Origin of the sequence: Streptomyces camelliae, assembly GCF_027625935.1 — a bacterium.
Taxonomy (GTDB): Bacteria; Actinomycetota; Actinomycetes; order Streptomycetales; family Streptomycetaceae; genus Streptomyces; species Streptomyces camelliae.
Map to the genome: position 1 here is coordinate 3,423,653 of NZ_CP115300.1, position 22,832 is coordinate 3,446,484.

The 22,832-nt window shown below is 70.5% G+C and carries 25 protein-coding genes; 5 read left to right on the forward strand and 20 right to left on the reverse strand.

Annotation, left to right across the window (positions count from 1 at the left end; translation table 11 throughout):
* Positions 1–65: 65 nt before the first annotated feature.
* A complete protein-coding gene (locus O1G22_RS15415; protein WP_270086425.1) occupies positions 66–2,366 on the forward strand; it encodes an FtsX-like permease family protein in 2,301 nt (766 codons plus the stop codon).
* Positions 2,367–2,405: 39 nt separating this feature from the next.
* Here O1G22_RS15415 and O1G22_RS15420 read toward each other — a convergent pair whose 3' ends face one another.
* Positions 2,406–3,350: a LysR substrate-binding domain-containing protein gene (locus O1G22_RS15420; RefSeq protein WP_270081881.1), complete on the reverse strand. Its 945-nt coding sequence runs from the start codon at positions 3,348–3,350 to the stop codon at positions 2,406–2,408.
* 135 nt (positions 3,351–3,485) lie between these two features.
* Here O1G22_RS15420 and O1G22_RS15425 point away from each other — a divergent pair, with 135 nt between their 5' ends.
* Both O1G22_RS15425 and O1G22_RS15430 read left to right on the forward strand, forming a co-directional pair.
* On the forward strand, positions 3,486–4,040 hold the full coding sequence (locus O1G22_RS15425) for a peroxiredoxin (protein ID WP_225098658.1): 555 nt from the start codon (positions 3,486–3,488) through the stop codon (positions 4,038–4,040).
* A 5-nt stretch (positions 4,041–4,045) separates the two neighbouring features.
* Complete coding sequence (locus tag O1G22_RS15430; protein WP_225098659.1) at positions 4,046–4,579, forward strand: alkyl hydroperoxide reductase; 534 nt, start codon at positions 4,046–4,048, stop codon at positions 4,577–4,579.
* A gap of 33 nt (positions 4,580–4,612) precedes the next feature.
* Here the strand turns inward: O1G22_RS15430 and O1G22_RS15435 are convergent, their stop codons facing one another.
* The 5 genes from O1G22_RS15435 to O1G22_RS15455 all read right to left on the reverse strand — a co-directional run bounded on the left by O1G22_RS15435 (position 4,613) and on the right by O1G22_RS15455 (position 11,347).
* Entirely contained in the window at positions 4,613–5,947 is a 1,335-nt protein-coding gene (locus O1G22_RS15435) for an AI-2E family transporter (RefSeq protein WP_270081882.1), read from the reverse strand.
* 140 nt (positions 5,948–6,087) lie between these two features.
* Positions 6,088–6,786, reverse strand: a complete 699-nt coding sequence (locus tag O1G22_RS15440; RefSeq protein ID WP_270081883.1) for an aggregation-promoting factor C-terminal-like domain-containing protein — start codon at positions 6,784–6,786, stop codon at positions 6,088–6,090.
* A gap of 399 nt (positions 6,787–7,185) precedes the next feature.
* Positions 7,186–8,511: an RNA 5'-3' helicase PhoH2 gene (gene phoH2 / locus O1G22_RS15445; protein ID WP_225098662.1), complete on the reverse strand. Its 1,326-nt coding sequence runs from the start codon at positions 8,509–8,511 to the stop codon at positions 7,186–7,188.
* A gap of 406 nt (positions 8,512–8,917) precedes the next feature.
* Positions 8,918–9,691, reverse strand: a complete 774-nt coding sequence (locus O1G22_RS15450) for an isoprenyl transferase (RefSeq protein ID WP_270081884.1) — start codon at positions 9,689–9,691, stop codon at positions 8,918–8,920.
* Between the two features lie 867 nt (positions 9,692–10,558).
* On the reverse strand, positions 10,559–11,347 hold the full coding sequence (locus O1G22_RS15455; RefSeq protein ID WP_270081885.1) for a methyltransferase domain-containing protein: 789 nt from the start codon (positions 11,345–11,347) through the stop codon (positions 10,559–10,561).
* Positions 11,348–11,398: 51 nt separating this feature from the next.
* Between O1G22_RS15455 and O1G22_RS15460 the strand changes: the two genes are divergently transcribed.
* Positions 11,399–11,908, forward strand: a complete 510-nt coding sequence (locus O1G22_RS15460) for a DinB family protein (RefSeq protein WP_270081886.1) — start codon at positions 11,399–11,401, stop codon at positions 11,906–11,908.
* A gap of 4 nt (positions 11,909–11,912) precedes the next feature.
* Here O1G22_RS15460 and O1G22_RS15465 read toward each other — a convergent pair whose 3' ends face one another.
* Entirely contained in the window at positions 11,913–12,590 is a 678-nt protein-coding gene (locus tag O1G22_RS15465; RefSeq protein ID WP_270081887.1) for a nucleoside deaminase, read from the reverse strand.
* Complete coding sequence (locus O1G22_RS15470; RefSeq protein ID WP_428986365.1) at positions 12,587–13,477, reverse strand: LLM class flavin-dependent oxidoreductase; 891 nt, start codon at positions 13,475–13,477, stop codon at positions 12,587–12,589. Before O1G22_RS15470 ends, O1G22_RS15465 begins: the two co-directional genes overlap by 4 nt.
* Before the next feature lie 89 nt (positions 13,478–13,566).
* Here O1G22_RS15470 and O1G22_RS15475 point away from each other — a divergent pair, with 89 nt between their 5' ends.
* Positions 13,567–13,983, forward strand: a complete 417-nt coding sequence (locus O1G22_RS15475) for a DUF192 domain-containing protein (RefSeq protein ID WP_270081888.1) — start codon at positions 13,567–13,569, stop codon at positions 13,981–13,983.
* 266 nt (positions 13,984–14,249) lie between these two features.
* Here the strand turns inward: O1G22_RS15475 and O1G22_RS15480 are convergent, their stop codons facing one another.
* The 12 genes from O1G22_RS15480 to O1G22_RS15535 form a co-directional block, all read right to left on the reverse strand.
* Complete coding sequence (locus tag O1G22_RS15480; RefSeq protein ID WP_270081889.1) at positions 14,250–14,585, reverse strand: hypothetical protein; 336 nt, start codon at positions 14,583–14,585, stop codon at positions 14,250–14,252.
* Positions 14,586–14,607: 22 nt separating this feature from the next.
* Positions 14,608–15,225, reverse strand: a complete 618-nt coding sequence (locus O1G22_RS15485) for an OmpA family protein (protein WP_428986366.1) — start codon at positions 15,223–15,225, stop codon at positions 14,608–14,610.
* A gap of 7 nt (positions 15,226–15,232) precedes the next feature.
* Positions 15,233–15,814: a hypothetical protein gene (locus O1G22_RS15490; protein ID WP_270081890.1), complete on the reverse strand. Its 582-nt coding sequence runs from the start codon at positions 15,812–15,814 to the stop codon at positions 15,233–15,235.
* A gap of 33 nt (positions 15,815–15,847) precedes the next feature.
* Positions 15,848–16,438 (reverse strand): pilus assembly protein TadG-related protein, encoded by a 591-nt coding sequence (locus O1G22_RS15495; RefSeq protein ID WP_428986490.1) that lies wholly within the window; start codon positions 16,436–16,438, stop codon positions 15,848–15,850.
* Complete coding sequence (locus O1G22_RS15500) at positions 16,438–16,635, reverse strand: Flp family type IVb pilin (protein ID WP_067041996.1); 198 nt, start codon at positions 16,633–16,635, stop codon at positions 16,438–16,440. The genes O1G22_RS15495 and O1G22_RS15500 overlap by 1 nt, the downstream gene beginning before the upstream one ends.
* A 110-nt stretch (positions 16,636–16,745) precedes the next feature.
* Positions 16,746–17,483 carry a response regulator gene (locus O1G22_RS15505; protein WP_270081891.1) on the reverse strand — a complete coding sequence of 246 codons (738 nt, stop codon included), beginning with the start codon at positions 17,481–17,483 and terminating at the stop codon, positions 16,746–16,748.
* A gap of 16 nt (positions 17,484–17,499) precedes the next feature.
* Entirely contained in the window at positions 17,500–18,765 is a 1,266-nt protein-coding gene (locus O1G22_RS15510; protein WP_270081892.1) for a sensor histidine kinase, read from the reverse strand.
* Positions 18,766–18,862: 97 nt separating this feature from the next.
* Entirely contained in the window at positions 18,863–19,750 is an 888-nt protein-coding gene (locus tag O1G22_RS15515) for a DUF5936 domain-containing protein (RefSeq protein ID WP_225098759.1), read from the reverse strand.
* Between the two features lie 31 nt (positions 19,751–19,781).
* Positions 19,782–20,729: a type II secretion system F family protein gene (locus O1G22_RS15520; protein WP_270081893.1), complete on the reverse strand. Its 948-nt coding sequence runs from the start codon at positions 20,727–20,729 to the stop codon at positions 19,782–19,784.
* A gap of 15 nt (positions 20,730–20,744) precedes the next feature.
* On the reverse strand, positions 20,745–22,082 hold the full coding sequence (locus tag O1G22_RS15525) for a TadA family conjugal transfer-associated ATPase (protein ID WP_270081894.1): 1,338 nt from the start codon (positions 22,080–22,082) through the stop codon (positions 20,745–20,747).
* A gap of 18 nt (positions 22,083–22,100) precedes the next feature.
* Positions 22,101–22,445, reverse strand: coding sequence for a TadE/TadG family type IV pilus assembly protein (locus O1G22_RS15530; protein WP_270081895.1), 345 nt, complete (start codon positions 22,443–22,445; stop codon positions 22,101–22,103).
* Position 22,446: 1 nt separating this feature from the next.
* Positions 22,447–22,827: a TadE/TadG family type IV pilus assembly protein gene (locus tag O1G22_RS15535; protein WP_270081896.1), complete on the reverse strand. Its 381-nt coding sequence runs from the start codon at positions 22,825–22,827 to the stop codon at positions 22,447–22,449.
* Positions 22,828–22,832: the final 5 nt, after the last annotated feature.

A 22,832-nucleotide genomic window follows, 5' to 3' on the forward strand; every position in this document is an offset into this window, starting at 1 on the left:
CCACCACCCCGTCCGAGGCGCTTCGCGCCACCCCTTCCATTCCACAATGGGGGCGGGACCTGGGCATGGGCATCAAGTTCGCCTTCACGGGCGGGCGCGAGGGTCACATCCGGGTGCTGCTGACCGCCGTCGGCGTCGGGCTCGGCGTGGCCCTGCTGCTGCTCACGACCGCGATCCCGAACGCGCTGTCGGTACGGCACGCCCGCGACGACGCCCGCATGGACTACACCTACGGCCCGAACCGGGCGAAGGCCGCGAACACCCTGGTGATCTCCGACGCGGACACGACGTACCACGGCAAGGACATCCGCGGCCGGCTGGTGGAGCCCGAGGGGCCGCGCGCGCCCCTCGCTCCGGGCCTGTCGGCGTACCCCGCGCCGGGCGAGATGGTCGTCTCCCCCGCGCTGAAGGACCTGCTCGGCTCCGGCGACGGCAGACTGCTGCGCGAGCGGCTGCCGTACCGGATCACCGGGACGATCGGCGAGAGCGGACTGATCGGCTCGCGCGAACTGGCCTACTACGCCGGCGCGACGGACCTCACCCCGCGCATCGGCGGCTCGCGGACGGCCCGGATCACCCGGTTCGGGCGCCTCATCGCGTCGTCGAACACGATGGACCCGGTGCTGATCCTGCTCGTCCTGGTCGTCTTCGTGGTGCTGCTCGCCCCGGTCGCCGTGTTCATCGCCACGGCCGTACGGTTCGGCGGCGAGCGGCGCGACCGCAGGCTGGCCGCGCTGCGGCTGGTGGGCTCCGACACCCGGATGACCCGGCGGATCGCGGCGGGCGAGGCGCTCGCCGGCTCGCTGGTCGGGCTGGTCTTCGGCACGGTCTTCTTCCTGGTCGGCCGGCAGCTCGCGGGCTCGGTCGAGATCATGGACGTCAGCGTCTTTCCCAGCTATCTCAACCCCTCCCCCGCGCTGGCCGCCCTGGTCGCGGTCGCGGTGCCGGCGGCAGCGGTGCTGGTCACGCTGTTCGCGCTGCGCCGGGTGGTCATCGAGCCGCTGGGCGTGGTCCGTACGACCCGGCCCACGCGCCGCCGGCTGTGGTGGCGGCTGCTGCTGCCGCTGGGCGGTCTGGCCTGCCTCGCGCCGATGATCGGCCAGGGCCGGACGAACGGCGACTTCAACGCGTACCTGGTGATCGGCGGTGTGCTGCTGCTGCTCGTCGGCGTGACCACGCTGCTGCCGTGGGTCGTGGAGGCCGTGGTGGCCCGGCTCGGGCGCGGCGGGCTCGCCTGGCAACTGGCCGTACGACGGCTGCAGTTGAGCAGCGGTTCGGCGGCCCGCATGGTGAACGGCATCGCGGTCGCGGTGGCCGGGGCGGTCGCGATGCAGATGCTGTTCGCGGGCGTCGCGGGCGACTACACCAAGAGCACCGGGCGGGACACGAACCGCGCCCAGATGCAGGTCAATCTGTCGCGGGGCCTCGACTTCGTGCCGTCCGCCGGGAAGTTCGCCGCCACCCAGGGGGTGCGCAAAGCGACCGCGCTCGGCACCACCGAGCTGGGCGACCAGGACTGGCAGCACGGGCCCAGCACCACGGCACTGGTGACCGTCGGCACCTGCGACTCCCTGCGCGAGGTCGCCCGGCTGACCTCCTGCACGGACGGGGATGTGTTCGTGGCCGAGGGCGGCGACAACGACGCCGACATGGCCAAGCTCGTCCGGCCGGGCCGCACGCTCCAGGTCGACACCAGCAACGGCAGGGGCTACGGCACCAAGATCCCCTGGACCGTACCCGGCCATCTGAAGCAGGCCACCGCGATCACCGGCCCGAACGGCACCAAGGACAGCAGCGTGCTGCTGACCCCGGCCGCCGTGCCCGAGCGGATGAGCCGCCAGCTGAACGGGGCTGTCTATCTCTCGGTGGACGCGTCGGTGCCGGACGCGGCGGAGCACGTCCGCAACACCGCGGCGGCGATCGACCCGCTGGCGGACACGATCGTGTGGTCGGCCACCGAGCAGTCCGCGAAGTTCACCTCCATCCGCACCGGTGTCTCCGTCGGCGCGGTCTGCGTCCTGATGCTGATCGGCGCGAGCCTGCTGGTCTCCCAGCTGGAGCAGCTGCGCGAACGCAGGAAGCTCCTGTCGGCCCTCGTCGCCGTCGGCACCCGGCGGCGCACCCTGAGCCTGTCGGTCCTGTGGCAGACGGCGATCCCGATCGCCCTGGGCCTGCTGCTCGCCTCGGCCGTGGGGCTGACCCTGGGCGCGGTCCTGCTGAAGATGGCCGGCGCGACGATCGGCGTGGACTGGCCGAGCGTGCTGTCGATGACGGGCGCGGGCGCGGGGGTGGTGCTGGCGGTGACCCTGCTCAGCCTGCCGCCGTTGCTGAGGCTGATGCGGCCGGACGGGTTGCGGACGGAGTAGGTCGGCTGAGGCGCCCCGGGGACCCCCTCCCCGGGGCCGCTACTCCAGCACCCGTACCGGCAACGAACGCAGCGCCACACGCAGAGCAGCGGCCAACTCCTCGTACTCGGCGGCCCGCGCCGCCCCCGCCCGCATGGCAAAGGCGACACGACGACTCGGCGCCGGGTCGGCAAAGGACCCGGTGAGCAACTGACTGCTGCGAGCCGTCTCCAGCTTCAGCGCCGTCCGCGGCAGCAGCGTGCAGCCGAGGCCGCCGGCGACGAGCTGGACCAGGGTCGACAGGCCGGCGGCCGTCGTGGTGACCGGGGCGTCCTCGCGGCCGGCCTCGCGGCAGATGTCGAGGGCCTGGTCGCGCAGGCAGTGGCCCTCGTCCAGGAGCAGCAGGTTCAGCTCCTTCAGCGCCTCGCGCGGGATGCCCTCACGGCCGCCGAGCCAGTGGTCGAGCGGGGTGACGAGCACGAAGTCCTCGTCGAACAGCGGGAGTTCGACGACGCCGGGGACGCCGAGCGGGACCGCCAGCAACAGCAGGTCCAGGCGGCCGGAGTGCAGGCCGTCGATCAGGTTGGCGGTCTGCTCCTCGTGCACCTGGAGGTCGAGGTGCGGATAGCGCTCGTGGACCAGCCGCAGCACGGTCGGCAGCAGGTACGGCGCGACCGTGGGGATCACCCCGAGGCGCAGGGCGCCCGTGAACGGCGCCCGGACCGCCTCGGCCTCCTCCAGCAGCGCGCCGACCGCCTCCAGCACCGTCTTCGCCCGCACCGCGAGCCGCTCACCGGCCGGCGAGAGCAGCACCTTGCGCGTCGTACGCTCAAGGAGGGTCACGCCGAGGGTCTCCTCCAGTGCCGAGACCGCGCCGGACAGGGCGGGCTGGCTCATCCCGATCGCGGCGGCCGCGTCCCGGAAGTGCAGATGCTCGGCGACGGCGGCGAAGGCACGCAGCTGTGCGAGGCTCGGCTGCCTCCGCTTGCCGTTACTGATGGTCACTGATAACTACCTCCGATCAACATGACCGAGTGTAGCTATTTCACTAATCAATGCACCATGTGCCACCATCGGCCACGTCCAACCCACACGGGAAACGCCCTCAAAAGGGGCGTTTCTTCGCTGCAAGGAGAGCGTGTGCTCACTGTCGGTGACAAGTTCCCCGAGTTCGAACTGACCGCCTGCGTCTCGCTGGAGAAGGGCAAGGAGTTCGAGCAGATCCACCACAAGTCCTACGAGGGCAAGTGGCTGGTCGTCTTCGCGTGGCCCAAGGACTTCACCTTCGTCTGCCCGACCGAGATCGCCGCGTTCGGCAAGCTGAACGACGAGTTCGCCGACCGCGACGCCCAGATCCTCGGCTTCTCCGGTGACTCCGAGTTCGTCCACCACGCCTGGCGCAAGGACCACCCGGACCTGACCGACCTGCCGTTCCCGATGATGGCCGACTCCAAGCACGAGCTGATGCGCGACCTGGGCATCGAGGGCGAGGACGGCTTCGCGCAGCGCGCGGTGTTCGTCGTCGACCCGAACCGCGAGATCCAGTTCACCATGGTCACCGCCGGTTCCGTGGGCCGTAACCCCAAGGAGGTCCTGCGGGTCCTGGACGCCCTGCAGACCGACGAGCTGTGCCCGTGCAACTGGAGCAAGGGCGACGACACCCTGGACCCGGTCGCGCTGCTGGCCGGTGAGTGACCGAGATGTCCCTCGACTCCCTGAAGTCCCGCGTCCCGGACTACGCCAAGGACCTGAAGCTCAACCTGGGCTCGGTCATCGGCAACTCCGACCTGCCGGCACAGCAGCTGTGGGGCACGGTGCTGGCGACCGCCATCGCCTCCCGTTCCCCGATCGTGCTGCGTGAGCTGGAGCCGGAGGCGAAGGCGAACCTGACGCCGGAGGCGTACACCGCGGCGAAGTCCGCGGCCGCCATCATGGCGATGAACAACGTGTTCTACCGGACGCGTCACCTGCTGTCCGACCACGAGTACGGCACCCTGCGCGCGGGCCTGCGGATGAACGTCATCGGCAACCCGGGCGTGGACAAGACCGACTTCGAGCTGTGGTCGTTCGCGGTCTCCGCGATCAACGGCTGTGGCATGTGCCTGGACTCGCACGAGCAGGTGCTGCGCAAGGCCGGCGTGGAGCGCGATGTGATCCAGGAGGCGTTCAAGATCGCCTCCGTGGTCCAGGCCGTCGCCGTCACGCTGGAGGCCGAGGCCGTCCTGGCCGAGTAGGTCCCGCCGCCAGGCCCGTCGCGAAGGCCCCGTTCACTCCGCGTGGACGGGGTCTTCCGCGTTCTCCGTCACGGGCTCGGCCGCCACGGCGGCGGCCTGCTGCTGCTGCCGGAGCTCCTCCGAATACTGCCGCAGGTATCCCACCACCGTGTTCGTCACCGCCACCAGCGGTACGGCCACGACGGCACCGCCGATGCCGGCCACCATGCCGCCGGCCGCCACGGTGAGGACGACCGCCAGCGGGTGGACGCGGACCGCGCGGCCGAGGATGAAGGGCTGCAGGATATGGCCCTCTATCTGCTGGACGGCGAGGACGACCACGAGGGTCATGACGGCCGTGAAGACGCCCTGGGTGACCAGGGCCACGATCACCGCGAGCGCGCCGGAGGCGACCGCGCCGACGAGCGGGATGAACGAGAACAGGAAGATGAACACGGCCAGCGGGACGGCCATCGGCACGTTCAGGAAGTAGATGCCGACCCCGATGAAGGTGGCGTCGATGAGGGCGACCAGGACCGTGCCGCGGACGTAGGCGGTCAGGGTGCGCCAGGCGCGCGGGCCGGCGCCGGCCACGCCCGGCCGGGCGGCGGCGGGCACCAGTTTCAGGAACCACTCCCAGATGCGCTTGCCGTCGTAGAGCAGGAACAGCGTCGAGAAGAACACCAGCAGGATGGCGGTGAGGGTCTCGACGATGACCTGGACGCCCTCCAGACCGAAGGACGTTATCTGGTCGGCGTTGGCGCCGATCGCCTCGCGCAGGTTCTTGGCGATCTGGTTGATCTGCTTGTCGGTGACGTGGAAGGGGCTCTTCAGCAGCCAGTTGCGCAGGTCGTCGATGCCGGACTGGATCTGGTTGGAGAGCGTGTCGATGTTCTCCATGACCTGCCAGGTCACGAACCAGCCCATCAGACCGATGACGACGAAGCCGCTGATGGCGGTCAGCGCGGTGGCGATGCCGCGCGGCACCCCGCGGCGGGTGAGCCGGGCGACGGTCGGCTGGAGCAGCGCGGTGACGAGCAGGGCGATGACGAAGGCGAAGACCACCAGCTGGACCGAGCTGATGACCTTCATCAGGACCCAGACCGTGCCGGCGAGCACCAGCAGCCGCCAGCCCGCCTCGGCGGCGACCCGCACACCCCACGGCACGGCCTCGACGGGGTCGGGGCGGGGGCCGGCCGGCTGGGCGCGTCCGGGGGCGGCCGGCGCAGCGTCGACGGCCGGGGCGGCGGGCGCGGGCCGTTCGGGGGCGGGCAGTGGCGCGTTCGGGTCGGTCTCCTGCTCGACCTCCGCGCGGCGTTCGTCCAGGCGCTCGCTCATCTCGGTGAGTCCGGCACCGAGCTTGCCGAGCCACCCTGGCACTCGCGACATGATCCGCCCTCTTCCCCCGCGTCCCCGCGTGCTCGCCACCTCTCCTCCCCCAGGAGGTATCCGGATACGACCGTACAGGGCGAAAGCCCCTCCCCTAAGGACGGGGAGGGGCTTTGCGAGGTTGAGAGCCGCGGCCGGTCTCAGTAGTTGCCGTTCGCCTGCCAGTAGGTCCAGGCGTCACAGGGGCTGCCGTACCGCTCGTTCATGTAGCTCAGGCCCCACTTGATCTGGGTGGCCGGGTTGGTCCGCCAGTCGGCGCCCGCGGAGGCCATCTTGCCGGCGGGCAGGGCCTGCACGAGGCCGTAGGCGCCGGAGGAGGCGTTGACCGCCTGGTAGTTCCAGGTGGACTCGCGCGTCACGATGTTGCTGAAGCACTGGTACTGGCCCGCCGGCACGATCTGCCGTGCGATGGCCTGGACCTGCGCCACCGTGTACGAGGACTGCACGGGGAAGATGCCGTCGCTGCCGTCACCGCTGCGGCTGGCCGCCGCCTTCGTCTCGGCGCGCTGCTTGGCTTCCTCCGCCGCCTTCTCGGCGGCCGCCTTCTTCGCGTACGCGGTCTCGGCGGCTGCCTTGCGGGCGGCTGCCTCGGCGTCCTTCTTGGCGCTCGCGTCCGCGGCGATGGCCTGGGCGTCGGCCTGCTGCGTCAGGGACGCGGACTGGACCTGGGCCTGCTGACCCGCGGGTATGTCCGCGAGGAGCGTGGTGTCGGCTGCCGTCGCCTCGGCGTCGTTGTTGTTCTGCGCGACGCTGCCCGAGGCAACTCCGACGACGCTTCCGACGGCGGTGACCGCGGTGGCCGAGGCCACTGCGAATCCCCGGACCGAAATCCGGCTCACACGGTTTCCTTCCAGCATCGCCCGCTTCGGTGACCCTGGCGGACGCAATCGTGCCCCTGGCACTGGCCTCCCAACTGCGGGGTCACGGGAGGCACGGGCCCGGTGGGCAACTCCCCCGGAGGGAGCGCCGCGTGGTGCTCGGGCGGCATACGACGAACTCTATGGAGTTGGTGGTGCTTCTGTGGCGCCGTACCGCTGGGGGTACAGCTGTGTCGTATGCGGGGCCTGACAGGAACGAGACTCTGCCGTAACCCGACGCCGCGTGGCAATTCCGAGTTGCGTGTGAAAGCTCACATCCCGTTTGCCCCTGGGGATTTCCGGAAAGCCCTACATGCCGAGGCGCCGCCCGGCTAGGCTCTTGGCCTTTGCCGGACGGCGCCAACTGGTGTGCGGGACGGGTCAGATGTGACCGTCCTCCAGCATTTCGGTCACAAGCGCGGCAATCTGGGACCTCTCGGACCGCGTCAGCGTGACATGGGCGAAGAGCGGATGCCCCTTCAGCTTCTCCACGACGGCGACCACACCGTCGTAGCGGCCGACCCGCAGATTGTCCCTTTGCGCCACATCATGGGTCAGAACGACCCGCGAATTGGCGCCGATCCGGGACAGAACGGTCAGCAGGACGTTCCGTTCCAGCGACTGCGCCTCGTCCACGATCACGAACGCGTCGTGGAGGGAGCGGCCCCGGATGTGGGTCAGGGGCAGCACCTCCAGCATCCCGCGCGCGGTGACCTCCTCGATGACCTCGCGGCTGGTGACCGCCGACAGCGTGTCGAAGACGGCCTGCGCCCACGGGCTCATCTTCTCCGCCTCGCTGCCCGGCAGATAGCCCAACTCCTGCCCGCCGACCGCGTACAGCGGCCGGAAGACCATCACCTTCTGGTGCTGGCGGCGCTCCAGGACCGCCTCCAGGCCCGCGCACAGCGCCAGTGCCGACTTGCCGGTGCCGGCCCGGCCGCCCATCGAGACGATGCCGACGTCCGGGTCGAGCAGCAGATCGAGGGCGATGCGCTGCTCGGCGCTGCGGCCCTTGATGCCGAACGCCTCCCGGTCGCCGCGCACCAGACGGACGTTGCCCTCGGCGGTCACCCGGCCGAGCGCCTTGCCACGCTCGGACTGGATGGTCAGGCCCGTGTGCACCGGAAGCTCCGAGGCCTCCGGGACGTACACGTGCCCTTCCTCGAACAGGATGTCCACCTGCTCGGCGGAGAGCGCCAGTTCGGACATTCCGGTCCAGCCGGAGTTCTCCGTGATGGCGAGCTCGGCCCGGTACTCCTCGGCGAGGAGGCCCACGGACGAGGCCTTGATCCTGAGCGGGAGGTCCTTCGACACGACGGTGACGTCGTACCCCTCGGCCTGCAGATTGCGGGCCACCGCGAGGATGCGGGAGTCGTTGTCCCCCAGGCGGTAGCCGGTGGGCAGCACGCTGGGGTCCGAGTGGTTGAGCTCGACACGGACGGTCCCGCCCAGCTCCCCGATCGGGATGGGGGCGTCGAGGCGACCGTTCTTCACCCGGTAGTCGTCCAGCAGGCGCAGCGCCTGGCGGGCGAAGTAGCCGAGTTCGGGATGGTGCCGCTTGGCCTCCAGCTCCGTGACCACCACGATGGGGAGCACGACCTCGTGCTCGTCGAAGCGGGTCAGGGCGTTCGGGTCGGCCAGCAGGACGCTGGTGTCGAGAACATAGGTGCGCCGGTCTGGCTTGTGGCGCTTTGTGCTGGTCACCACGGAAGGACGTACCCCCTCGGATGAGGTCGGGGAGCGACGAGGTGGAAGCTGGGCCGGGAGGGCGGGAAAAGACCCGCCCGGGAGGGCGGGACTGACCAGGCCGGTCGGCGGCCCTCGCACGCGGCGGGCCGTGAACCGGCCCTCCGCGGCTGCTTCCGTGCGGTGACCACACGGTCGGGCTGGTGCAAAGGGCCTCCCGGGCGGACGGCCCCGAGCCGCCCGCTGAGAACCGACACCCGTGGTTCGGGTGTCGACCTGCTTGGCTTATGCCCTCGAACATGCGCCGCCATGCAAATGTGGCCAACAGCGCGCCGGTGAACTCCTGGTTACGGCTCCGCGAGCCGGCGCACACGGCGACGCCCCGTCACCGGGCGGCGACGGGGCGTGTGACGGGACGTGGGCCGGGTCAGCCGCCGTAACGGCGGTGACGTGCGGCGTAGTCGCGCAGTGCGCGCAGGAAGTCGACCTTCCGGAAGGCCGGCCAGAAGACCTCGCAGAAGTAGTACTCCGAGTGAGCGGTCTGCCAGAGCATGAATCCGGACAGCCGCTGTTCGCCGCTGGTGCGGATGACGAGGTCCGGGTCGGGCTGGTCGCTGGTGTAGAGATGACGGCCGATCATGTCGATGTCGACGGACTCGGCGAGCTCCAGCATGGACACGCCCCGGTCGTGCGCGTCGAACATCATGGAGCGCACGGCGTCGGCGATCTCCTGCCGGCCGCCGTAGCCGATGGCCACGTTGACCAGTATTCCGTCGATGTCGGCGGTGGCCTCCTCGGCCTCCTTCAGCGCGATCCGCATGGGATGGGGCAGCAGATCGGGCGTGCCGACGTGGTGCACCCGCCAGCGGCCGTCGGCGGCGAGGGTGCGCACGACGTCCTCGATGATGCCGAGCAGCGGGACGAGTTCCTCCTGCGGCCGGTCGAAGTTGTCCGTGGACAACAGCCACAGGGTGACGACCTCGACGTCGGTCTCGGTGCACCAGCCGAGGAACTCCTCGATCTTCTCGGCGCCGGCCCGGTGGCCGTGGACCGTGGTGGAGCCGGACGCCTTCGCCCAGCGCCGGTTGCCGTCCATGATGACGCCGATGTGCTTGGGCACCTGAGTGTGGTCCAGGTGGCCTTCCACCCGGCGTGCGTAGAGCCTGACGAGCAGGCTGCGCAGGTTGTCGCGCAGGTTCACGTGGCCCTCCGGGGGATTGGCGGGGGATAGCGGGTTCCGGAGCCGTTGAGCCTACCGTTGCTAGAGGCTTGCTAGGGCCCGGGGGTTGGGGGGTGGGGGTTCGTGCGGAGGGGTTGGGGGTTCGTGCCGCTTCGTCTTCGGCACCGCGCCCGCCGCGTCGGGAGCGGCCCCCTTCGGGCTGGGACGACTGAACCGTACGGAGAGGTTCCGGAACCCCGACAGAGAAAACGGGCCGGTCCGTGGGGGGGAGACGGACCGGCCCGAGGGGGGGTTTCCACCATAACCCTTCGTAAGGGTTGGTGGGTGCATCGGCGTCAAACAACTACTCTCCGAAATCGTCCGGCGACGCCCCGATGGCTACGGAAGGCTGGATTCAGGGGCGACGCATGGCCGATTCACAGCGGAATCCCAGGGAAATCCGGTCAGCTACGAGCTGATTCGAAAGATTTCGGAAGGTTTACGCCAACTTGAGCACTCTGCGGCGAGTTGCCCGGGGGTCCCCCCGATGGGCTAACAGACCGGCGAACGGTGACTTGACGCTTCCGCTACGGCACCCAGGGCGGATCGAACGATCTCACAGCACCGCGCAGCCCCCTCCACTGCGCGGTGCCGGCCGCGCAGCTTTGCTCACGCGAATTACCTTGGTCTGAACTTACGTGACAGGTGGGGCTGATGTGAACTCAGACGGATAACGATGTGAAAACCTCAGGAAAACTCCGGATGAACAGAGCCCGTTTGCACCCTGTCTGTCGGATTCGTCAGCGGGACGGCGTACGGGCCTGGGTACGGGTCGGCTTACGGTCCTGCGTGTGGGTCGGCTTCCGGGCCGGCTTACGGGTCGGCTCATGGGCCGGCTCACGGGTCGGCTTACGGAACGGACAGCTTACGGGCGTCGAAAAGATGCCGGGTGCTGTGCGCGACGAACGGGCCCTCCCGCTCGATCCGCTCGTGCAGTGCGCGGAGTTGGGGCTCGTACGCCTCCACCGTGAAGCCCGGGACCATCCACACCACCTTGCGCAGAAAATGCACGACCGCGGCGATGTCGTGGAACTCCATCCGCAGCCGCTCCGCCCGCAGCGCGACGATCTCCAGGCCCGCCGCCTCGGCGTCGGCCCCCTCGCCCTCGGGATCCCGGCCGGCGCGCACCTCGGCCGGCAGCGGCCCGAGGAAGTGCTCGACGAGTTCGAAGACGCTGGTCGGCCCGACGTGCTGGGCGAAATACGTCCCGCCGGGGCACAGCACCCGCGCGATCTCCGTCCAGTACGGGCGCACCGGGTGCCGGCTGAGCACCAGGTCGAAGGCCTCGTCGGCGAACGGCAGCGGCGCGTCGTCCGGGGCGGCGACGACCACCACACCGCGCGGCCGCAAGCGCGCGGTGGCCTCGGCGGCGTTCGGCGCCCAGCCCTCCGTCGCGGCGACCAGCACCGGGCGGGCCGGCTCGGCCCGGGTCAGCGCGAAGTCCAGCACCTCACCGCCACCGGTCTGGATGTCGAGCGCGGCCTCCGCCCCGCCCAGCCGCTCCCCCGCCTTCGCGGCATACCCCCACGAGGGCCGCTCCTCGGTGGCCCGCCCCTCGAACCAGGAGAAATCCCACCCCTCGGTCGGTACGGCGGCCCCCTCGGCCACGAGGTCCTCGAAGGAACGGTTCACTGCCATGCCCTCATGATCGCAGTCCGCTGTCGGAGGGGCCTGCTAATTTCCGCCCGCATGACGACACCTGTGACGCCTTACACCGCTGCGGAGAAGCAGACCCTGCACGCGAGTCTCGACCGGCACCGGGACGCGGTGCTGTGGAAGCTGGAGGGCCTCGACGACGAGCAGCTGCGCCGGCCGATGACACCGACCGGCACCAACCTGCTGGGCCTGGTGAAACATCTGGCCTCGGTCGAGTACGGCTGGTTTGTGGAGACGTTCGGAGGCGAGGCGGAACCTCTGTGGTTCGACCCGTACGACGACCTGCGCATCACCCCCGACGAGTCGACGGACCAGATCCTCGCCTTCTACGGCCGCGCCCGCGCCGCGGCCGACGCGATGATCACCGAGCTGCCGCTGGACGCCCAGGGCCGCCCCTCCTGGCACGACATCACCGTCAGCCTGCGCTGGACCCTGGTCCACATGATCGAGGAGACCGCGCGGCACGCGGGGCACATGGACATCCTGCGGGAACTGATCGACGGCGCGACCGGGGACCATCCGCGGGTCACGAGCACGAGCTGAGGGGTTATGGGGCGGCGGACTCGGGACCGGCGGACTGCCGGTGGGTCGGGTCCGTCCTGACGGACTCCGGGTGGGTCGGCTCCGGGCCGGCCAGTTCCGGGGCGGCCAGGGCGTACGCCGCCTCGGCGGTCGGCGCGTCGAGCAGCCCGGCGTCCAGCAGTCGCCGGGCGGGGGTGTGCGGCGGGACCCGCTCCGGCTGATGGAGCGCCTCCCACACTTCCATGAGCAGCCCGCCGAACCGGGCCAGGGGCCGCAGCGGCCCGGTAAGCGGCCCCTCGCGCTGCGCCCAGCGTGCGCCGATCGCCCCGCCGACCTCCGGCACCCGCTCGACACCGCGCCAGCGCTCGTCGGGCGCGGCGAAGACGACGTGCGGCACATGGGCATGCATCAGCGCGCTGCTGCACAGGAGGCAGGGCTCGACAGTGGTGTAAAGCCGGTGCCCCGGATGGTGCCGCCCGGCCGGCAGCTGGGCGAGGGCATTGACCTCGGCGTGTGCGAGATCCGTCCCTGCCAGCTGCCCGGGCGGGGCATCCGGCTCCCGGCTCCGGTTCCGCCCGGACGCGACGACGTTCCCCTCCGGGCCGTACAGCACCGCACCGACAGGCCGGCTGCCGGCGCGCAGGGCTTCCCAGGCGAGCTCGAAGGGGAGGTGCCAGGGGGCGGGGAGGGGGCCGACGGTCATGGGCGGGAGCCGCGCGGCACCAGGGGCCGGACCTCCTGCGCGGCAAACCGCACGAAACCCTCCGGGTCGGGCTCGTCCCCTGTCGGCTGCAGCACGACAGTGTCGGCACCGGCGTCGGCGAGGCGTCGTACGGCTTCGGCCACGGCGGCGGCGTCGCCGGCGACCCCGAGGTCCGGTACCGACTCCAGCCCCTCGGCGGTGAGTTCGGCCCGCAGCCGGGCCTCGGCGTCGGCTCCCGTTGCAGTCAGCAGATAGACGACGACCTTGTGCGGCTCTCCGTCCCGCCCGGCCTCCCGCTGCCCCTCCTCGATCAGCCGCCGTGCCTGCCGTACGCCGTCCGGCGGAGTGGCGGCGGTGAGGACGGTGCCGTCGGCCCTCGCGCCGGAGAGCCGCAGGGTACGCGGCCCGGTGGCACCGGTGAGCACGGGCACGGCCGACTCCGGCGGCCAGTCGAGGGCGACGCCGTCGAGGGAGACGTACCGCCCCCGCACACTGAGCCGATCACCTCTCAACAGGGCGCGCAGGGCGTCGAGATGCTCGCCGAGGAGGGCGAGCGGAGAGGCGGCGCGGGCGCCGACCTGTCCCATCCAGTCCTGGACGCCGTGCCCGACGACGAGGGTGGCGCGGCCGGGAAAGATACGGTGCAGGGTGGCGGCCTCCATGGCGGTGAGGGCCACGTTCCTGAGGGGAACGGGCAGCAGTCCGACACCGACGCGCACCCGCTCGGTCCACGCGAGCGCCGCTGCTGCGGTGGAAATCCCGCCCTCCCTGAAGCAGTCCTCCCACAGCCACAGCTCGTCGAGCCCCGCCTCCTCCGCGGCACGGGCGACGGCCCGCAGCCGCTCGGGAGGAAGCTGGGGACGGAAGACGGCACCGAGTTCAGTCATGTCGGCCTTCCTAGTGGGGAGGAAGGGAATCGGCAACGTGTTTAAGAATCGGGCGCGTTGGGTGTGCTGAGCGGGAGGGCGGGGCGACGATGGTCCGACGGCGCTGGCGGGACGGACGGGGCAGACTGGTCGTGGGCGCGGACGCGGACACCGAGGGGCCGGGCACGTCCGTCCCCCTGGAGATCGCGACGTCTTACCGGGCCCGCACGAGGGGCCTGCTGGGCCGGGACGGGATCGACGGTGCGATGCTGCTGTCCCCGGCGAGCGGGGTGCACACGTTCGGCATGCGCATCCCGATCGACGTGGCTTATCTGGACCGCCGCCTGACCGTGGTGGCCGTGCGCACGATGCCCCCTGGCCGCCTGGGTCTGCCCCGCCTGCGGGCCCGGCATGTGCTGGAGGCGGAGGCGGGGGCGATGGCGGGGTGGGGGGTGCGGGCGGGGGTACGGGTGACGGTCGAGGATGCGGCCGTCAGGGGTGAGGACACTGGCAGTGGGCCTGCCTAGCACGCGGGCATGAGAGCTCGGGTGCCTGTGGAAGGAGCGCCGCGGCGGCAGCCGAGTCAGCGGTTCAAGTCCATGACCCCGACTCCGAGCGCGGCGTGGACCTCCGATGAGACGGTGGCCACCAGCGCCCCTTCAGGGAGCATCGGGTCGGGGCGCGCCACATGTACGGCTGCCGCGATGCCGGGGACCACACCCTCGCTGAGCAGCTCGGCAACAGTCGGGGCCCTTCCAGGAGGCTCAGGACAGATGCCCAGAGGCGCACGTCCTCACCGGACGCCGCTGGATGGGACTGTCGAGGACGTAGTGTTCGATCTGGTTCGACGGGGTGACTCCGACGCCGCAAGAGCAGCCCGGTGAGCCGCGGTGGCTTCCCGCATCCTGTGCCGCATCTCCGCAGATTCCGCGTCCGTCACGTCATGCCCGAACCGCTCGGCGAGCAGGCCACGCGTGCGGTCGGCCCGCGCCTTGATCTGTTCGGGGGTCAGCGTCTGAGCGGCGATCTCCTGCAGGAGCGCACGAAGACTGATGCCTCGTTCTTTCGCCACGGCGGCGAGCTGGTAGCGGACCTCGGCGGGCACGCGAATCACGGCGTCGTCACGCATGGCACGAGTATCGCTCGTGCGGTCAGCTCCCCGAGCGCGGGAACGACACCTCCACCCGGCGGTTCTTCCTTCGCCCCTCCTCCGTGGAGTTGTCGGCAATCGGGAACTGCTCGCCGTAGCCGCGGACCTCGAAGGTGATGTTCGGGTCGTTCAGGTCTTGGTCGAGGACGGCTTGCACGGCGTTGGCGCGTTGCTTGGACAGGACGGCGCCGTGGGCCGTGGAGCCGAGGTTGTCGGTGAAGCCGAAGACCCGGATCTGGGTGGCGTTCTGCTTCTTGATCTCCTCGGCGATGGTGGCGATCCTCGCCTTCGCCTCGTCGCTGAGTTTGGCGCTGTCCTTGCTGAACAGGACCTCGGCCTGGAGGGCGAAGGTGACGTCCGCGTTGGTGTCCTCCCGGCGTTCGTCCCCGCTCTGGTCCTCCACGACCGACTTGATGTCCAGCACCTTGGGCGCGGCGAGGGTGGCGCCCTCGGGGAGCTTGAGGTTCGGGGAGGTGGGGTCGATCTTCACGGGGGCGGCGGCGGAGGGGGCGGTGTCGGGGGGCTGGGTGGGGTCGGTGCCGTCGGCCCGGGCGGCGGGGGTGGCGGTGAGGAGGAGGGTGGTGGCGGTGAGGGTCAGGGCGAGACGGGTGATGGTCACTGGTGCCTCACCCGGAGATCTTGATGGTGGCACTGGCGAGGGTGGGCAGTTGGAGGGTCACCTCGGTGACGTCCGTGGGCGGGGAGGGAAACTGCATGAACACCGGGAGCGACGCACCCCCCTTGAGTGTGTTGAGGCCGGTGGTGGTGAGCGGGCGGCCTTCTGTGTCGCGCAGTACGTAGTAGCGCTTCTTGCCCTTGGAGTCGACGAGGGTGGCTCCGCCCAGGGACGGGCCGTTCTTGGTGATCTCGGTTTCGTTGCCGCTGAGGGCGGACGGGATGAGCAGGTCCTTGGCGCCGTCGTTCTTCAGGGTGCCGTTCACCGTGACGAAGCCACCGGAGTCACGTTGCGCGGAGGTGATCTGAAGGAGCAGACCGTCCGGCCCCCTCAGTTCGGCCAGTGGCTGGTCCGACTGACCCTCCTGAGGGCTCGGGGCGGAGTCGCCCGCCTTGGAAGCCGACGCGGAACTGTGCGACGTCTTGCCTCCGCCGCCACCTCCGCCGCAGCCGGCCACACCGACGGCCAGACCAGCCGCAACGGCCAATGCGACCATCCCCCTGCGGGCCCTCGCAGTGAACCGAACGCTCATCGCTCTGCTTCCCTTTTCATCGTCGTTCGCTTGTCAGTCGGCCAGGTGGACGTCGAAGAGGTCGTTGGGCTTGGGGAGTGCTGACAGATCGCCCGGCTTCAGGTCCCACACCTTGTCCTTGCAGGTGAGCTGGGGCAGCGTGCCGCCTGTGGCGCCCCCACCGGGAAGCTTGAAGGTACAGAGCGGTTCGATCTCGGCGATGGCGTGGGCTTTCGACTTGACGTCCTCGGTACCGGGTACGACGGAATGGCCGACGGTCTTGTTGGTCTGCACGTCGACCTGGTACTTCAACAACCCGGGCGGAAAGCAGTTGTTCAGCGCGGCATCGTTCTGCGTGGCGAGTTCGCGGGCCCGCTGACATGGGTCCTGAGTGAACGTCGCCTTGCCGTCGAAGATGTCCTGCCACTTCGTCGGGTCGAGCAGATCCGTGACCCACTGGGCCGTGAGCTGATCACGCTCGTTCTGGGCGGCCGCCAGCGCGGCCGAGTCGGCGGCCGTCTGGGCGCTGCTGCGGTTCACCGAGGCCTGGCCGACCGCGAGGTAGGCCAACGCAAGAAAGAGCAGGCCCGCCACCACCGTGAGATAGATGGGGAAGGCCTGCCCCGCGTCGCGCCGTGGAGGAATCAGCCGCCGGTGACCTGGCTGATCTTGGTCCGGATCGCATCGAAGATCGTCTGCCCGATGCTCGTCCCCGTGATCGCCAACACGATCGCCACGACCACCGCGATGATGCCGAGGTACTCCACCGCGGTCTGGCCCCGGTCGCTGCGCGCGGCGCGGGTCTGCAGGTACGCGACGGTGGTGTTGAACCATTTGCTCACGGTTGTCCCCTCCAGCTTCGCCTCCGGTCCGGGCACCGTACGGCCGGAGGTCACCGTCACCGAAGGGCCCCAGGGCCCAACTCCAGGCCCAATCCCCGTACGCCCCCATGTCATGCCACCCCCAGCCACTTCGCGGCGGCCTGGGATCTGGTGGTGCTCTGGAGTTTGGCGAAGATGCGGTTGATGTGGTTCTTGACCGTCTTCTCGGAGATGAAGCAGGCGGCGGCGATCTGCTGGTTGGTCATGCCGGACGCGATGAGGTCCATGATCTCCGCCTCCCTCGTGCTCAGCTGATACCGGAACCGGGACCGGGAATGGGATGACTGTCCCATAGATGGTTGCAGTTGCGAAAGCCGTTGAGGGGTACTTTCCCTTAAAATTGGCGGAAGTTGGGGTTCAGCGTGTGCAGATGCACCGGTATGGAGCAGACCCAGCAACGCCTGTGCCGCCCCTGGCGTCACATGCGGCCGCCCCTCCCGTACGTCCCGTACGGCCCGTACCAGCTGCTCCGTCGTGAACTCCCCGTGCACCAGGTATCCCCCCGCCCCCAGCCGCAACGCCTCCCGCACGGTCTCCGTCTCGTGGCTGTAGGTGAGCATCATGACGGGGGCCAGCCGTACCAGGTGCGGCAATGCCGAGATTCCGTCGACTCCGGGCATGCGGACGTCGAGCAGGATGACGTCCGGGCGGTGCCGTACCGCGGCCTCGTACGCCTCCTGGCCGTCGGTCGCCTCCGCCACCACCGTCGTGTCCGTACGCCCGGACAGCAGGGCCGTCAGGCCCGCCCGGACCACGGGGTTGTCGTCGGCCACCAGCAGTCGCAGCGGCGCGGGGGGAGTGTCCTGCATGGTGTGGTGCCTCCTCTCAGGGTTCCCGGGGCGCGGGAGCGGGGACGGTCAGGGCCGACAGCGGTAGTTCCACGCGTACCTCCGTGCCCCGTTCCCGGTCGCCCCGGCCGATACGGATCCTGGCTCCCGCCTGCGCCGCCCGCTCCACCATGCCGAGCAGCCCGAAGTGGCCGGACGCCCGTAGCCGTTCGAGCGTGGTGTCCGGCGGCAGGCCGCGGCCGTCGTCGTGGACCGACAGGCGCAGGAGGCCGCCAACCACCGTCACACGTACGTCCACCTGGGTCGCGGACGCGTGCCGGTGGGCGTTCTCCAGCGCCTCCGCCGTGATGGACAGGAGGTGGCGGGCCAACGCGACGGGGAGAGCAGGGGTGTCCAGCGGTGGGAACGAGCACGTGACCTTCAATGACGTGCGCGAGGTGAAGTCGCTGATGTACGACTGGAGTTCTGGCCGGAGAGGTATCTCCTGCACACCCTCCCGGCGCAGGTCCCTCAGCAGTTCCCTCGACTCCGCCGCCGCCCTGCGCGCCGAGCGGGACACCAGGTCGGCCTGGTCCCTGATCCGGGCCGGGTCGGGATCCTGCGTCGATGCCGTGGCCGCCAGGCCGTCCGCCGCCAGGGCCACGCCGTACAGGGTCTTGGCCACGGAGTCGTGCATCTCGCGGGCCAGCCGGGCGCGTTCCGCGCTCACCGCCTCCGCCGCCGCGAGGCGCGCCTGGGCCGTCGTCAGGGCCTGGGTCGCGGCGCCGAAGCGGAGCATCAGGCCCCGCAGGGTCGAGCCCATGGCGCCGGCGATGACGCACAGGCCGGGAAGGAGGAGCGCCTCGGCGACCGGGGCGTGCCGGTCGGCCTTCAGGGTGGCGTGGACCAGCAGCAGGATCAGGCCCTGGAGGGAGGCGAAACAGGCCGCGCCGCGCCAGCTGTAGACGAGCCCGGCCAGCAGCGGGGTGCAGACGCTGACGTAGGCCAGGGTGGTGTCCGGGCCGGCCGAGACGAGGAGGAGGGAGCCGATGAGGGTGTCCGCCGCGAGGAGGGTCGGGTGGCGCAGGAGGAGGGGGCCGAAGCGTTCCCAGTCGCGGAAGAGGACGTAGGACACCATGAAGGTGACGACCACGGCCACGCCGACCAGGCGCACGCCCAGCCCCGGGGCCGCGTGGAGCAGCGCCGCCGGAGCCGCCAGGGCGATCATGGCCAGCCGGAAGCCGAAGACCTGCCGGCACAGCGCCTGCAACGCGCTGACCTGGATCTTCACCGAGGGTTCGGATGGCTCCGCTGATGTGTCCACCGGCGGCTTCGCGCGGCGTAGCCGTACGAAGCCGCCGGTGACCCCGCTCAGCCACCCCCCGCCCCGACCCGTCACCCCGGCCACCGTCACCCCCGCCTCACTTCCCCGTGAGCGAGCCGAAGTCCACCCCGGAGCCCAGGATCAGGCCCGCGCCGAGCAGCAGCATCGTCGCCGGGACCATGAACGTGGTGATCATCAGCGTGGCCTTCGGCACCGCGCGGGCGGCCTTGCGGCGGGCGTTCTGGGCGTCGGTACGGCGCATGTCCTTCGCCAGGGAGACCAGGGTGTCCACGATGGGCGCGCCCAGCTCCTCCCCCTGCTGCAGTGCCGTCACGAACATCGCCACCTGCTCGGAGTCGTTGCGCCGGCGCAGCTCGGTGAAGGCCTGGCGGCGGCTCATGCCGAGGTCCATCTGGCGCAGGGTGATGCGCAGTTCGTCGGCCCAGGGGCCCTCGTAGTGGGAGGCGACCCGGTCCAGGGCCTGGCGGAAGCCGAGCCCGGCGCTGACCACCACCGCGAGTACGTCCAGGAAGTCCGGCAGGGTGCGCTCGATGACGTCCCTGCGGACCCGGATCGCCGACCAGATGCCGACCTCCGTCCAGAACGCCCCGAAGAGCAGCAGCAGTACGGCGACGAACCACTGGCCGCGGAGGAGGAACACGACACAGCCGACGGCGCCCAGCGCGCCGTAGACCGCCCGGCGGGCCGCGTAGCGGTCGATGGTCAGGCCGCCCGGGTTGCCCGCCAGGTCGATCTTGCGGCGGTACTTGGCGACCAGCCGCGGGCCCATCAGGCGCAGCACGGCGGGGGCGTAGCGCATGCCCATGCGGTCGATGACCGAGCCGACCGCGCCCGTGCGGGTGGCGCCGACCTCCAGGGCGACGGCGAGGTCGCCGGGAAGCTTGGCGTCCGCGCGGTACATACGGATGCCGGCGAAGGCGCCCCAGACGCCGAGGCCCATCAGCAGCGCGAGCAGGATTCCCACCATCGGAGCCGTCATCGGATCGCCCGCCCCCTCACACGTCGATCCGGCTCAGGCGCCGGATGAGGACGAAGCCGACGGCGTACATCGCGAACGCGATGATCACGCAGGCCTGGCCGATCGGTGAGCCGGTCATGCGATCCAGCGCGCCGTTCCTGACCCCGTTCATCAGGAACAGCGCGCCGATGCCGAGGACCGGGACGGCGTACGACGTCATCGTCACCTGGGAGAGCTGGGTACGGATCTCGCGTCTCGTCTCCTTGCGCTCCTCCAGGGTCTCCGTCAGGTTGCGCAGGGCGGACACCACTTGGCCGCCGGCCCGGTTCGACAGCACCAAGGTCGTGACCAGGACGACCAGCTCGCGGGACGGCAGCCGGCCGGCCAGCTCGCCCAGTGCGTCGTCCAGGGAGTGTCCGATGGCCAACTGGTCGGCCACCTTGGCCAGTTCCTCGCCCGCCGGGGCCTCAAGCTCCTCCGCCGCCATGCCTATCGCGGTGCGCAGGGCGAGGCCGGCCTGGGTGGCGTTGGCCAGGATGCGGGCGAGCTCGGGGAGTTGGTTGATGAAGCGCTCGATGCGTTTCTGGCGCTGCCAGTTGAGGAACTGGACCGCCGCCCCGATGCCGAGCAGGCCGGCGAGGGGGCCGAAGAAGGGGGCGAGGGTGGCCTGGCCGATCAGCCAGAGCGCGGCGACCACGGCGAGCATGTAGACGAAGAACTCGCCCGGGGTGACGTCCAGTCCGGTTGCGGCGAGGCGCAGTTCGAGCCGGTGCCCGAAGCGGGTACGGCGCAGTCGCCGGTCCAGGTCGCGGAAGCGGCGCCTGCGGCTGCTGTACGCCGGCACCGGGCCGGTGTGGGTGAGGCGGTCCACGAGGGCGGCGCGCTGGGCCCGGCCCGAGGCGTAGGCGTGCAGTCCGGCCACCGCCAGGACGCAGGCCAGCAGCGTCACACCGGTGGTGAGCTGGACGAGGGTGTGGAGTTCCATGGTCCTTGGTCCTACCTACCTGGCTTCTCGGGTGGCGAGCTGGTCCGCCGTACGGGCGACGCCGAAGGCCTGCGGGATGGGCTGGCTCGCCATGTAGAGGCGGTCGGCGGTGCGGCGCGGGAGCGGGAAGTACGCGAAGGTGCCGTGGACGCGGCCGTCGGGGGTCATCGGCTGGGCGTCGAACCGGGCGACCGTCGCCAGCCGGTACGGCTCCCCGCCGTGGCTGTCGAGCAGGGCGATCTCGGTGATGCGGCGGGCGCCGTCGGCGAACCGGGTGAGCTGGACGAGGACGTCGACGGCGCTGTTGATCTGGTCGTGCAGCGCGACGAAGGGGACCTCCACGTCGGACATGGAGGCGAGGGTCTGGAGCCGGGTCAGGGCGTCCTCGGCGCTGTTGGCGTGCACGGTCGCGAGCGATCCGTCGTGGCCCGTCGACATCGCCTGGAGCATGTCGAGGGACTCGCCGCCACGGACCTCGCCGACCACGATCCGGTCGGGGCGCATGCGCAGCGAGTTGCGGACCAGGTCGCGGATGGTGACCTGCCCCTTGCCCTCGACGTTCGGCGGCCGGGACTCCAGGCGGACCACGTGGGTCTGCTGGAGCTGGAGTTCGGCGGAGTCCTCGATGGTGATGATGCGTTCGTGGGAGGGGATGAGCCCGGAGAGGGCGTTCAGCAGGGTCGTCTTCCCGGTGCCGGTCGCCCCCGAGACGATGATGTTGAACTTCGCCTGCACCAGGCCCGCCAGCAGATACACCATGTGCTCGTCCAGCGAGCCGAAGGAGATCAGCTCCTGGAGGGTGAAGGAGCGCGGGAAGCGGCGGATGGTGAGGATCGGGCCGGACAGCGACAGCGGCGGGATGATGACGTTGACGCGCTCGCCGGAGGGCAGCCGGGCGTCGACCATCGGGTTCGACTCGTCCACCCGGCGGTTGACCGTCGACACGATCCGCTCGATGGTCTGCATGAGTTGATCGGCGGAGACGAATCTCAAGGGCAGCTGCTCGACGCGCCCGCCGCGCTCCACGAAGATCGCGTCCGGGCCGTTCACCATGATCTCGGTGATCGACGCGTCTTCGAGGAGCGGCTCCAGGATGCCGAGGCCCAGCGCCTCGTCCACCACCCGGCGGATCAGCTGCGAGCGCTCGACCGTCGACAGCACCGGTCCCTCACGGCTGATGATGTGCCCGAGCACCCGCTCAAGCCGCGCCCGGCGCTCGGCCGCCGCGAGCGAACTCATCTCCGCGAGGTCGATCTCCTCCAGCAGCTTGGCCCGGTAGGAGGCGACCAGATGCCCGTCCTCGCCCCGGCTGCCGTGCTCCTCCGGAGTGCTGATGCGTGCCCGCAGACTCATGGGTTCGCTTCTCCTGGCTCAGTGGTCGAGGGGCATGGTGGCGGTCTTGGTGGCGTCGCCGAAGTCCCAGACGATTCTGGGGATGTGAACGGTGGCCGTGACGGTCACGGAGTCGCCGCCGTCCCCGGCCGAGCAGCTCACCGTGATCCCGCTGCTGACGGCTCCGGCACACGCCTGCTGGGCGTCCTGCCGCAAGGACGCGGCCCGCGCCCCCGCCCGAGCCGCCGTACCTGCCTGCTCGGCGGCGTAGGCGACGGCGCCGATCTGGATGCCGGCCAGCCCGACGATCAGCAGGACGGGGATGAACCCCAGGTATTCGATGGCGACTTGGCCGCGGTCTCTGTGTGTGCGGCGGTACGGCATCTCAGCGCTTCACCTCCTCGACGGCACCGGCGTGGCCGGTCACCGTGGCCGGGAAGTCGATCAGGCCCGGGAAGAGGACGGGGACGTGCAGCTTGACGTCGGCCGTCACATAGCCGCTCCCGCCACAGGACACTTCCGCGCTCCCCCTCCACGCTGCCGACAGGTGCCCCAGCCCTGCCGCCGAGCAGGCCGCCTGCCGTGCGCCCGGCGCCACCGCCGTACCCGCCCGTACCGCTTCGTCGGCAGCATTCCCGGCGAGCGTGAAGGTGTACCCCACGAGTACGGCCTGCCACACCAGCACCAGGGTCAGGACGATCAGCGGAGTCATCCCGAGGAACTCGATGCTGACCTGCCCCCGGTCCCCTTCCCCTCCTCGTCTCATCGCCC

What these genes read in the sequence shown, in the direction of transcription:
- O1G22_RS15415 (WP_270086425.1), top strand. Translation starts at nt 66, where the DNA reads ATGGGCATCAAGTTCGCCTTCACGGGCGGGCGCGAGGGTCACATCCGG.
- O1G22_RS15430 (WP_225098659.1), top strand. Translation starts at nt 4,046, where the DNA reads ATGTCCCTCGACTCCCTGAAGTCCCGCGTCCCGGACTACGCCAAGGAC.
- O1G22_RS15435 (WP_270081882.1), bottom strand. Translation starts at nt 5,947, where the DNA reads ATGTCGCGAGTGCCAGGGTGGCTCGGCAAGCTCGGTGCCGGACTCACC.
- O1G22_RS15455 (WP_270081885.1), bottom strand. Translation starts at nt 11,347, where the DNA reads ATGGCAGTGAACCGTTCCTTCGAGGACCTCGTGGCCGAGGGGGCCGCC.
- O1G22_RS15460 (WP_270081886.1), top strand. Translation starts at nt 11,399, where the DNA reads ATGACGACACCTGTGACGCCTTACACCGCTGCGGAGAAGCAGACCCTG.
- O1G22_RS15465 (WP_270081887.1), bottom strand. Translation starts at nt 12,590, where the DNA reads ATGACCGTCGGCCCCCTCCCCGCCCCCTGGCACCTCCCCTTCGAGCTC.
- O1G22_RS15470 (WP_428986365.1), bottom strand. Translation starts at nt 13,477, where the DNA reads ATGACTGAACTCGGTGCCGTCTTCCGTCCCCAGCTTCCTCCCGAGCGG.
- O1G22_RS15475 (WP_270081888.1), top strand. Translation starts at nt 13,567, where the DNA reads ATGGTCCGACGGCGCTGGCGGGACGGACGGGGCAGACTGGTCGTGGGC.
- O1G22_RS15480 (WP_270081889.1), bottom strand. Translation starts at nt 14,585, where the DNA reads ATGCGTGACGACGCCGTGATTCGCGTGCCCGCCGAGGTCCGCTACCAG.
- O1G22_RS15490 (WP_270081890.1), bottom strand. Translation starts at nt 15,814, where the DNA reads ATGAGCGTTCGGTTCACTGCGAGGGCCCGCAGGGGGATGGTCGCATTG.
- O1G22_RS15505 (WP_270081891.1), bottom strand. Translation starts at nt 17,483, where the DNA reads ATGCAGGACACTCCCCCCGCGCCGCTGCGACTGCTGGTGGCCGACGAC.
- O1G22_RS15520 (WP_270081893.1), bottom strand. Translation starts at nt 20,729, where the DNA reads ATGGAACTCCACACCCTCGTCCAGCTCACCACCGGTGTGACGCTGCTG.
- O1G22_RS15525 (WP_270081894.1), bottom strand. Translation starts at nt 22,082, where the DNA reads ATGAGTCTGCGGGCACGCATCAGCACTCCGGAGGAGCACGGCAGCCGG.
- O1G22_RS15530 (WP_270081895.1), bottom strand. Translation starts at nt 22,445, where the DNA reads ATGCCGTACCGCCGCACACACAGAGACCGCGGCCAAGTCGCCATCGAA.
- O1G22_RS15535 (WP_270081896.1), bottom strand. Translation starts at nt 22,827, where the DNA reads ATGAGACGAGGAGGGGAAGGGGACCGGGGGCAGGTCAGCATCGAGTTC.